This is a genomic window from Kribbella orskensis, assembly GCF_004342085.1.
GTDB classification, from domain to species: Bacteria; Actinomycetota; Actinomycetes; order Propionibacteriales; family Kribbellaceae; genus Kribbella; species Kribbella orskensis.
Window position 1 is genome coordinate 1 of sequence record NZ_SLWM01000054.1, and the last position, 10,530, is coordinate 10,530.

Genomic DNA, 10,530 nt, shown 5'->3' on the forward strand with positions numbered 1-10,530 from the left:
CGTGGGCAGCCGAAATGAGAGCGACGAGCCGAGCGCCTGGACCAAGCCTCGCCAGGATCGGTCCTACAGGCAATTAAACAAGCAGCCGATGAGCGTGCGTCGCAGCGCCCACCATGGGCGCCCCACTTCGCCCAGATTGACGCGTCGTCGAACATGACCCGATTGCGTCGGAGACTTGCGGACCTAGGTGGCGCGTCTGGGAAGAATGCTCCCAGCCGCGACAAGAGAGAGCGGACACTGGAGTCGCGGGCTCCCAGGGAGTGAAGCTCAGCCATTTGCAGGGACAGGCCGGCCGAGATCGGTCGACCCCGCAAGCGGTCTCCACCCCTCGAGCACGGTCGTTCCAGGGCAACAAGGCGTGAGCTAGGCCGGGTCCGAACGCATCCGAACGACTTGGAAAACCGTGGCAGGATGTCGTCCAGTAGTCACTGGCGGTGGGGCCTGCTCAGTTCGGGCCAAATAGCCCACCATCCGGTGCTCGCGATCCGGGCGGTCCGATAGGAGGTACGCGGCGGTGGTTGAACCCGGCACGGCCGAGCTGCCACCTGCGTCCCCATTAGGTAAGCCCGCGCGCGAGCCACAGCAACCGCGCGAGCCGGACCCTCCTCTGACGGGGATTTGGACGCCGGAGCGGCAATCACTGCGTGCCGCGCTGCTCAAGCAAGATGCAACTATCGGCGGGTTGTACGAAATGGCCGTGGATGGCATGGACCCCGCGGGGTGGTCGATGCCGAGGCTCGTAACCGTTGCGCACTGTGTCCGCGAGATCTGTGGTGCGCTGCCGCACATCCTCGGGATAGACGGGCTGCCGCCGCGTTCGGACACATCAGCCGCCGGTCGTGAGCTATCGCGAGTCTGGGGTGAGCACCTCGACGAGTTGGGTGCGAGCGAGGAGGCGGCGGCCGTTGCCGATGACACGGCCGAACCGCAGCAGCCGAAGGCGCTTGTGCGGCGAACTGTTCCCGACGCGCTGGTCGTTGCCGCGGCCGCCTACGTCGTCGCCGATGTCGAGGGGTCGCGCAACGCGCGGAAGGTGCGCGGCGCGCTTGTGACCGGGATCGTCACCGAGAATCACGCCAACATCGCTACATTCGCGAGAACGCAGAGCTTCTTCATGGGTTACGTCCACCTCAGCCGGCCTGTCCGTGCGCTGCCTGCACATGGAGCGGCGTTGGCGCATTTCGAGCGAGTCGAGATCGTCCTGCGTGCGCGCGTCGAGCAGTTCTTCAAGAGCCTCGCCGCAGTTGAGACAATGCTCGTGGCAGCTAACCGAAAGAGGGGCGACGCGTAGTGCGTGCCGACGACGACCTCGGCTACGAGGCACCCACGAAGCAGCAGGTGGCGGACGCCCTGCTCGTGCTCGGTGCCGACGAGCAGCATCGGCGACTCTTCTACCAGGGATTGCAGAATCCGTTGTGGGTGGAACCGCTGGACAAGCTCGGTGCGTTCGACGATGTGCCCGCGCCGTTCGAGGACGCCGAGGGCAACCTCAGATCGAAAGTGTGGTCCGAGGGTGAGTACCTCGTCCGGATGGCTGAATTTGTCCCGTCGAAGGTCACGCCGATCCTCGTCAGGATGGCAACCACGGAAGACCCCTTTGCTCGACGCATGGTCGTGTCAGCCACCGCCCGGCTCGATGGCGAGAACGCAGCCAAGCTGAGCAAGATTGTTGGCGAGTACCTGAGCACCGATCGTAGCCGCTTGGTGCCGCCGCAGGAGATCGTCCGAATCATGGAGGCACTCATGACGGACGGCAAGTGGAAGCAGGCGCTGCATCTCGCGTCCTGCGCCTTTGGTCCGCGCGAGGCGACCGGCACTGATGGAAAGGCGGTTGGCTTTGGAGAGGGCCGCGTAGTTGTAGGGATCGATGATTTCGCCTATAGCGAGACGCTTGCCTCGGTGTCGATTGCGATGGCGCCGCTTGGTGCGAGATGGCTCGCCGAGCTTCAGCGGTGGCTCCAGCGTTATCAGGTACTTGCGCGAGGTCTCGAAGCGGCTGGCGACGACTCAGGCGCGGTTGAAACCGACCGTAGTTACGTTTGGCGTCCTTCGATCACCGCTCACGAACAGAACAACCACTTCGATGATGTCGGGAACGGTCTAGTCGACGCCCTTCGTGATGCTGCGATCCGTGCGCTCGCCGACGGACTGCCGGTAGTCGATGTGGTCCGACCTCTCATGGAGAGCCGCCAGCCGCTCCTACGTCGCGTTGGCATCCACCTCATCACGGTTGCAGTTGGCCTGGGCCTGGATAGTGCGCAGTCGCTTGCCGCTGATGTCCTCGGTGATGAGCAATACCTCGATGTCGACTACCGCCACGAGTACGCAGAGTTCGCAAGGCGCGTGTTGCCGGTTGCGGCGAGTGATGTCGTCGCCGCCTGGACGCGGACTGTGCTCGACGGCCCGACTGCCACGGACGACGAGATCAGGGGCTGGCTTTCGTGGCGGTTCCCGGAGACTGACGTACCGCAGGAGGCTGTCGACGAGCGTCGGCGCGTCTGGCAGATGCGAATCTTGAGCTCCATCGCAACGGATATGCCTGAGGCCGCTGTTGCTCGTCTGACGGATCTGCAAGCGGAGTTCGGTGAGTGGGAGCACGCCGAGTTCCCGAGGTTCGTTAGCTCCGGGGTTGGCGAGAAGGCGCCGGGTGAGGTCGACGACATCGCTTCATGGAGCCTCCCGGAGGTCGTCGCCTTCCTGCGGTCGTGGAGCGAGCCGGTGGAGCGGGTCTTCCATGGGCCCACTTACGGCGGCGTGACGTTCGCACTCATGCAAGACGTAAAGGCTCGACCTATCGAGTATGCGAAGGCGGCGGGTATCTTCGCCGACACGGACCTTCGCTACATCGCGGCGCTGTTTAACGCGTTCCGCGAGATCGCCGACTCGGGGGCGGAGTTTCTATGGGCGTCCTTGGTGCGATTGGGCGCCTCGCTGGTAGAGATGCAGCCGGCCGAGGCAATCGATGGCGACATTCATGGTCGGGGGTCCGATCTCGCATCGGTGCACGACTCGTTGTTGTCGATGCTCCTGGGCGGCCTGTCAGCCGGTGGCGACACGAAGCCCGTCGTCGATGTTGACGCTTGGCCCGATGTGGTTCGGATCGTCTCTGCACTGTCACTCGACCCCGATCCGACTCCGGAACACGAGGCCGAGTACGGCGGGTCCAACATGGACCCGCTCACCCTCTCGATGAATACCGTTCGCCCAAATGCCCTGCGTGTCGCCGCACGCCTCGCCCGGTTCAGCAGTGGAATGGATGAGCGGGGTACGTCTGTCCCCGAGGTCAACAAGGCAGCATTGGACGTACTTGATGGGCGGCTCGGATCGGAGCGGGACTCGAGTCTGACCGTCGCTGCCGTTTACGGCGAGGCTCTCAGTTCGTTGGCCTGGAGCAACTCGGCCTGGACTCGCGAGCGTCTGGCTCGGCTATTCGAGGGGGATGGCGACTACACCAGCGTCGTTATGTCGACCGTCCTCGCGGCGTACACCCCTTCGGCGTTCTTGCTCGACCTCCTCCGTCCGTGGCTAGCGCAGTGGCTGGACCGCCTTGCAAACGATGAGCCGGTCAAAGTCGGGTATGAGTCACACCGGTCGGCGACGGAGTCGCTGGGTGACCACCTCACGTTGCTCGCTGCGCGCGGAGAGATCGAGCTCGACGACCCGTTGCTTCTCGCGTACTACGCGCGCGTCGATGTGGCCGCTCGCTCCACAGTGCTCGGCCACCTCGGGTGGATGCTCCTGCACGAGAAGGCCCCGGAAGAGTTTCTTGCTCGCGCCCGGGCTATCTGGGACTGGCGGGCGAACGCGGTTGAGGGCTCGGAGGACCAGTCGCGTGAGCTAAGCGGCTTCTACTGGTGGGTGAGGTGCGGTCAGTTCTCACCGACGTGGTGGATGCCGAGATTGGTCGTTGCCAGCCAGGTTCCCGGGTTCGACGGGCGCGGGATGATTGGCGAGCAGATCGCGGAAGCTGCGCAGGCTGACCCCCGCGCTGCATTCGGTGTTCTCGCGGCGTTGTTGAAGTCGGGTGAAGGCGACTTCGAGCGTTACGACTTGATCGAGAACGCACCTGCCGTGTTTGCCGCTGCTCTCGATGTCGACGACGTCGATCTGACAGCGAGGGCCGAGGCACTTCTCAACGATCTTGGCCGGGCAGGACACCTCACGATGCTCCAGCGGGTCAACGAGCTGCGGGCACGCGGCTGAGAGCCGCCTATACACCTAGCAATGGTTCGGCAGAAAAGTCACAGTGTCATTTCCCTGAAACTGACAACGCCTTTCAAGCACTCCTACGGCACTACCGATGCGTCTGCGACCACGACAATGGAGCATCTCGGCGAGAGCGCAACCACACCGACGGCCGGCATCATCCCGTCGCGAGTGGGCGCACACCGAACGTCCGGATCTGCCGCCGAGAGTGAAGCACAACCATGCCGATGTTAGTGCCGTGATTGCGATGAGTTCTGCAACACTGTTCGCGGTGAATGAGACGTTGGAGGAGGCCCTGCTGGCTGAATGGACTGCCCTACGCTCTCTATGGGGTGGAGACGACAGTTGGGTCGGTGACGCGCTACGCCCAGTCATCGAGTCCGCCTTCATTACTCCCGAGCTACGCGCGCTGTTTCCGTTCACCAGCCATAACAGCCTGTGCTTCAGCAGGTGCTCCTACTACCCGTTCACCCTCGATTCACCCTGCATCGCGGCCTGGCCAGACGAGTACATCGTCCAAGCATTGCGGGCTGCGACTGATGAACCGCCGCTCGAGCCCGTCCATACGACCGACCTCGATCTGGCGATCACGACGGTGATAGACAACCTGCCGCCAAACCGTGCCACATGGCTGGGCGATGCAGATCATCCTCCGGACTGAGGCCCGAACGCACGGACATACCGCGATCCGCGCGCTCATGCCGATGAGCGGACGGGGGCAATCCGCCCAGTTAGACGCAGCGCTCGAGCGTGATCCGCCTATAACCGGCCGGCTTCAGACGGCGTGCTAAGAGTCGATCCCGCCTGGGGACCGTCCTCGCTTCAGGCTTCCTGGTCACAGAGCGTCGTCCAAGCCGGTGTTTCGAACCCTATAACTGGCCTGCTGCGGGCGAAGGCCCCCATTCCCCGGCAGTGCCGTCTTGTTCGGCCAGTGCCGTATCTAGCTCTTCCTCCAGTTGCAGTTTTCGACGTGAATCAGCGAACGACGCCTCAATCGAATTGCGGGCCAGCCTGGCCAAGTCCGCGGGCTCAAGATGCCCAGCTTCGATCAACGCGTCAAAGTTGTCGTCGAGGTATCCACCGAAGTACGCGGGATCATCCGAGTTGACCGTCACCTTGAGGCCACGCTCCAGCATCGCCGCAAGAGGGTGCGAGGAGAGCTCGTTTACGACCTTCAAGCTGACATTCGAAAGCGGGCACACTGTGAGCGGCACTTGATCCGTGACGAGACGTCGGACGAGCTGATCGTCCTCGAGGCAGCGATTTCCATGGTCGATCCGATTGACGGCCAACACGTCGAGCGCCTCCCAGATGTAGTCGGGCGGGCCCTCCTCGCCCGCGTGAGCGACGCGATGGAGGCCCTCGGCTTGCGCCCGCTCGAAAACGCGTGCGAACTTCGATGGTGGGTGGCCTACCTCTGCGGAGTCGAGGCCAATCCCGATGAACGGCACGTCGAGGGTCAGAACTGCCTCGAGGGTCGCCATCGCCGACTCCTCACTCTCGTCGCGCAGGAACGCCACGATGAGGCCACTGCTCATGCCGTGAGTCCGTAGCGACTCCGACAGGGCGCCTGCCACCCCCTCCATGACTTCTCGCAGCGGGACGCCCCGCGCTGTGTGAGCCTGGGGGTTGAGGAAGACTTCAGCGTGCCGGACCCCCGCAGCTCGTGCGCGATCCAGATACGCGGTCGTCATGTCCGAGAAGTCTTGAGCAGCCAGCAGCACGGCGACGTTCGCATAGCAGAGGTCCAGGAAGGACTGCAGGTCGGTGAAGGCATACCGCGACCTCAGTTCGTCGATGTCTTTGTAGGGCAGGCTGACCCTATTCCGTTCGGCGATCGCGAAGATGGTTTCAGGTTCGAGAGTGCCTTCAAGGTGAAGATGGAGCTCTGCTATCGGCAACATACGGGCCTGCTTACCACGTTTCTTGGCCGGCCACGCCGCAGTGGCACCGCTCGACCATGCGTCTATCCGCCGCGAGTCAGACGGCCTGCAACGCACTCTCATGCCGCGCATGGTGAACTGGTTGATTCAGGGATGCGTCGGTTCGGCACTGAGTACATGGATACCTCACATTCGGGGCCGGCCGTCTCCGGTGTCGTCGTCGCTACATCTCCGGTGCTGCGGTTGGCAGTCGCCGCCTACCTGGCGCGGTTCCAGGGCCAGTCGCGGGTCCACACCGAGTCGGACTTGCGGGGCTACATGATCTGGTGCGAGTCCCGCGAGCTCGATCCGTTCGCAGCGGCCCGACCTCACATCGAGCTCTACGTCCGGTGGCTGCAAGAGGTCCGCCGATACCGGCCATCGACGGTGTCACGTCGCATGTCGGTGGTTGCCGGCTTCTACCGCACCTGTGTGATCGACGGCGTCCTCGAGCACTCGCCGGCCGACTACGTCCGCCGGCCGAACGTGCCAGCCGAGTCCCCGACCCTCGGCCTGACCCACTTGCAGTTCGAGGCGCTACTCACCGCCGCCAAGAACTCGGCCAACCGATGCGACTTCGCGCTTGTCACGATGCTGGGGCTCCTCGGTTTGCGGATCTTCGAGGCGACCGGCAGCAACATCGAAGACATTGGCGAAGAGCACGGCCACCGGGTACTCCGAGTGCGCGGCAAGGGCGGCAAGGTCGTCCTGGTCCCGCTACCGCCTGCCGTCGGCCGCGCCATCGAGCGGTCCGTCGACGAGCGGACCGCCGGCCCGATACTGCTGTCCTCCCGCGCTACCCGTATGGACCGACACTGCGCCACCCGACGTCTGCGCCGACTAGCCGAGCAAGCAGGCGTCAAGCTCCCGCGCATGCACCCGCACATGCTCAGGCACACCTTCGTCACCACCATGCTCGACGCGGGCGTCGACCTGCGCGACGTGCAGATCGCCGCCCGGCATGCCGACCCCAGAACCACGATGCGCTACGACCGCGCTCGGAAGAATCTCGACAGGCACCCCAACTACATCCTCGCCGCCTACATGGCGTCCGGCACCTGACCATCCGCGTCCTGGCGTGCCGATGAGCGGTAGTCCCCCTACGATGCGCACCTGTGAGCGAAGCACAGGAATTTGACATCAATGCGCGCACCGAAGCGCCACTGCACGGCAGCGAAGTCGCAATCTTGCGTGGATCACTGGCGTACCAACGCGACACGCTCCGGTGGAAGTGCTCCGGTCTGACCCAGGAGCAGTTGGCGCAGCAATGCCCGCCGACCGACATGACGCTGGGGGGCCTGATGAAGCACCTCTCGCTCGTTGAGTCCCAGTGGTTCGATCACTGGTTCCGCGACGCAGGGTTCGCGCCGCCCTTTGACACCGTCGACTGGGCTCTCATCGAGAACGACTGGGAATTCGAATCGGCTCGTGACGACACTCCGGAGGAGTTGCGGGCGCTCTTCGACGAGGCCGTCAGCCGTTCAGACGCGGTCATCGACGAAGCGCTCACTCGCGGTGGACTCGACGAGGAGTCAGTACTCACGAGCCCGCAAACCGGTGAGACCTTCACCTTGCGGTGGATCCTGGTCCACATGATCGAGGAGTACGCACGCCACAACGGCCACGCCGACTTGATCAGGGAGTCGATCGACGGTCAGACCGGGTGAACGGCACCGAGTGACGAGTTCGGGGCCACGATTCGAAGCCCGAGCAACGCACTCACATGCCGCCGAGAGAGGAAAGCGCGGTCATGCCGATGACGGCGCGTCACCCAATGGCTCGACGATGGGCCAACTTGGCTACCTTCGCGACCTCGTCGATGGGTAGCGGGCCGTCGAGCCCATTCACGTCAGCAGTCATGACCGAGGTGTAGGTCCCGACGCTGCACATTTGGCCCGATACCGCCTTCGGATCCGAGCGCGTGGGGATCACCGAGACGGCAAACGACGTTTTCGGCGGCCGGCCCTGCAACTCCAGCATCTGCGAAAACAAAGAACACGCCTCGTGTGGGTCGAGGTCCTGTCCGGCCTCGAGAAGTGCCACCGCGGCACGAAGCTTTCGCATATTCTCCGCATCTGAGAACTGCCCCGAGGCCTCGAGGGCCCGGACCATCTCTGGAAGGGCTCGCGCCCACTCGGAGGCGTCGATGCCAACCGCCTGTACGTACCGACCGTCGGGCCTCGTCCATTGGCAGTTGGGTAGTCCACCTGCCAGGCCGGGATTCGCGTCTCCAGCGCCCCGCATGAGCTGCGCAATTTCGGATGTTGTCAGCAGGTCGCAGGCGTCAGGTGCAGCGGCCGAGCTCGACGCAGCCGCTGGAGAGGACGCTGCCGTGACAGTTGGCGTCGACTCCGAGCGCGGCGAAGACGTGTCCGCCGAAGAGCAACCAGTTGCCAGCGCGAGCGCCAACGCAGCCATGAGAATACGCACCACGAGATTGTCACATGCGGGACGGCCCATGACCGGGCACATCCTCGACCGCTTTGCAGATCGACTTGCCGCGGATACGTAGGCCGGCGATGAGCCGGTCAGCATCCACGAGTCCGATCCTGCAGAGCCAGATGCGCATTGGATCTCAGAGCGCGTGTTCGCCCGCATCGTGTTCGTGGCTCGCACATACGAACTGCACACGCCCCGATGCTGGGCGGCATCGATCGGATGACGCTCGGACGGCAACAGTGCGAGTCGTTGCCTGACGAACTGACGTTCGTTCGGAAAGGCTCAATGACGACGTCGCCACTGCCGCAGCACGTCCGCCGCCGTCTACGTGCGTGGGAGGCTCAACCGTCCATTGGGCGAGGTCAAGGTGTCCGTAGAAGGCCCCTGACGAACATCCGGATCTGCCGCATTCACGACGCCGCCAAGCATCGCTCGACCTCGATCGGCGACATGTCGTAGGGCAGTCGCGGTGGCGGACCAGTTCACTCCGACTTGCAGTCCGTCGTTCTTGAGCCCCTGCAGCCACCGCTCGCGGAAGTCCGACAGGACGATCTCGACCGGTTCCCGAGTACGCAGGAACAGTCGCGATGACCTTCTCCGCCCGGGACCGCGCAGACCAGAATGGCATCGCCCTGAGACCATCCCCCGTCGCCGGCGCGGGGAAGCCGCCCTGATCGCGAATGGCCCAGACGCGTTGACTCGTCCTGGCCTCCCGGAAGAACGCGGCGGCACGCGCTGCACTGGTGCTCACGAAGCCATGCTCGCAGAGGCCGCGCGACAAGCAGTCATCTGCCGCAGTCAGCCGCCAACCGAACCCGACCGAATGAACGCCAACACGCGCGGGAAGATGTGGCAGAACTCGCCCCCGCCCCAAGAGTCGACGAGCCCACCAGCTCGCTCCATCGCGTCCCACAAGGGCTCCGCCGACCGAACTAAGTCCTCAGCAGTCGCTGCGTCAACACCAAGCACGGCGCACACCTCCGCGATGATCTCGCGGCGGGAATCGGCAGGCAGATCAGCAAGCGAGTCTCGGTCCATTGTCAAACGCTATGCCGTCCCGCCGCATCCGTCCTCATCTGCCGCTGTCAGCGCGCGGTCATGGCGATGTGCGGATGCTACGAACGACCGACGCGAGAGGTTGATACGCGTCGTGCTGCCCAAAGAGATGACCGCCTGCGTGGCTTGCTCCGAAGTCGGCACTGCACCGTCGCGCCACTCAGGGCCTGCGCGAAGATGGTGGCCTCGACGTCGTGCGGATCGCCGTCGGGAAGTCAGTCCAGCGCTGCGATCACCCCGAGCAGGGTTGCCACGTACCGGATGCCAGACGACCGCAATTCACATACTCATGAGTCGCGCCCGAGAGTCAAGCGGAGGCCATTGTCGTCTACCCACCAATAGCCTCCCCGTACCTCGGGAAGCTGGCCGGTGAGCAATTGGTCCAGCGCAGCCAGAACCTCATGAACCCACGGAGCAAGCGCGGCAGGTGCGTCGATTGGCTCTGCCATGCCGACAGCGGCGGCCCGACGCAGGAAGGCGGGATCTGTCACCTCGACAAGGGCATCATCGTTGGCGAGGCGGCCCTCGATCGGCGGAATCGCCGCGCGGATGAGCTCGACGACGTGATCGTTTGTCGCGTAGTCGTCCAACGCTGCGTCCACGGCACCCGTGACGCAGAGAGCAGCGTTCAGCGCCCATCGGTTCAACAAGGCGTCGAGTTCAGGTTCGCTCGTCGTCACCGGGTCAAGCTCGGCCACGAGCAGCGCAAGGACGACACTCACCACCGAATCGCGAGTCCAGAACGACTGCCCACGGAAATCGACGTTGCTCGTGCCCATGGCAGGAGACTAGGACGCCGCGAGACCATCCGGACATGGCTCCCCTCTGTGTCAAGGAGGTGCTCGTTTCCCGCCTTGGTCAGGGTGCGCCGGTCCTCGCCGGTGTCAAGCAAAGTGCGCTTGACGCC

At 64.2% G+C, this 10,530-nt stretch carries 9 protein-coding genes and 1 pseudogene; 5 read left to right on the forward strand and 5 right to left on the reverse strand.

The genetic code is table 11. The annotated features are described in order from the left end of the window. Positions 1 to 514: 514 nt before the first annotated feature. From EV644_RS43930 to EV644_RS43940, 3 genes are all read left to right on the forward strand, one after another. The gene (locus tag EV644_RS43930; RefSeq protein ID WP_132197706.1) at positions 515 to 1,291 is read left to right on the forward strand and encodes a hypothetical protein; all 777 of its coding nucleotides are present in this window, start codon (positions 515 to 517) and stop codon (positions 1,289 to 1,291) included. Then, entirely contained in the window at positions 1,291 to 4,203 is a 2,913-nt protein-coding gene (locus EV644_RS43935; protein ID WP_132197708.1) for a hypothetical protein, read from the forward strand. The genes EV644_RS43930 and EV644_RS43935 overlap by 1 nt, the downstream gene beginning before the upstream one ends. Before the next feature lie 250 nt (positions 4,204 to 4,453). Continuing rightward, positions 4,454 to 4,867, forward strand: a complete 414-nt coding sequence (locus tag EV644_RS43940) for a DUF6193 family natural product biosynthesis protein (RefSeq protein WP_132197710.1) — start codon at positions 4,454 to 4,456, stop codon at positions 4,865 to 4,867. A gap of 208 nt (positions 4,868 to 5,075) precedes the next feature. Here the strand turns inward: EV644_RS43940 and EV644_RS43945 are convergent, their stop codons facing one another. After that, entirely contained in the window at positions 5,076 to 6,110 is a 1,035-nt protein-coding gene (locus EV644_RS43945; protein ID WP_132197712.1) for an adenosine deaminase, read from the reverse strand. A 156-nt stretch (positions 6,111 to 6,266) separates the two neighbouring features. Here EV644_RS43945 and EV644_RS43950 point away from each other — a divergent pair, with 156 nt between their 5' ends. Both EV644_RS43950 and EV644_RS43955 read left to right on the forward strand, forming a co-directional pair. Continuing rightward, on the forward strand, positions 6,267 to 7,190 hold the full coding sequence (locus tag EV644_RS43950) for a tyrosine-type recombinase/integrase (RefSeq protein WP_132197714.1): 924 nt from the start codon (positions 6,267 to 6,269) through the stop codon (positions 7,188 to 7,190). Between the two features lie 53 nt (positions 7,191 to 7,243). Further along, positions 7,244 to 7,795 (forward strand): DinB family protein, encoded by a 552-nt coding sequence (locus tag EV644_RS43955; protein ID WP_199240391.1) that lies wholly within the window; start codon positions 7,244 to 7,246, stop codon positions 7,793 to 7,795. A 100-nt stretch (positions 7,796 to 7,895) separates the two neighbouring features. Here the strand turns inward: EV644_RS43955 and EV644_RS45040 are convergent, their stop codons facing one another. From EV644_RS45040 to EV644_RS43970, 4 genes and pseudogenes are all read right to left on the reverse strand, one after another. Next, positions 7,896 to 8,171, reverse strand: coding sequence for a hypothetical protein (locus EV644_RS45040; protein WP_158293119.1), 276 nt, complete (start codon positions 8,169 to 8,171; stop codon positions 7,896 to 7,898). Positions 8,172 to 8,891: 720 nt separating this feature from the next. After that, positions 8,892 to 9,209, reverse strand: a complete 318-nt coding sequence (locus EV644_RS48090) for a DUF2750 domain-containing protein (protein ID WP_199240392.1) — start codon at positions 9,207 to 9,209, stop codon at positions 8,892 to 8,894. Next, positions 9,166 to 9,480: pseudogene (locus tag EV644_RS48095) on the reverse strand (hypothetical protein); the annotation flags it as partial. The pseudogene EV644_RS48095 and the gene EV644_RS48090, both read right to left, overlap by 44 nt. A 430-nt stretch (positions 9,481 to 9,910) precedes the next feature. Then, entirely contained in the window at positions 9,911 to 10,402 is a 492-nt protein-coding gene (locus tag EV644_RS43970) for a hypothetical protein (RefSeq protein ID WP_132197718.1), read from the reverse strand. Between the last annotated feature and the right edge of the window lie 128 nt (positions 10,403 to 10,530).

Coding starts and splice junctions, on each gene's coding strand:
- EV644_RS43970 (WP_132197718.1), bottom strand. CDS start 10,402: ATGGGCACGAGCAACGTCGATTTCCGTGGGCAGTCGTTCTGGACTCGC.
- EV644_RS43950 (WP_132197714.1), top strand. CDS start 6,267: ATGGATACCTCACATTCGGGGCCGGCCGTCTCCGGTGTCGTCGTCGCT.
- EV644_RS43940 (WP_132197710.1), top strand. CDS start 4,454: ATGAGTTCTGCAACACTGTTCGCGGTGAATGAGACGTTGGAGGAGGCC.
- EV644_RS48090 (WP_199240392.1), bottom strand. CDS start 9,209: ATGGTCTCAGGGCGATGCCATTCTGGTCTGCGCGGTCCCGGGCGGAGA.
- EV644_RS43945 (WP_132197712.1), bottom strand. CDS start 6,110: ATGTTGCCGATAGCAGAGCTCCATCTTCACCTTGAAGGCACTCTCGAA.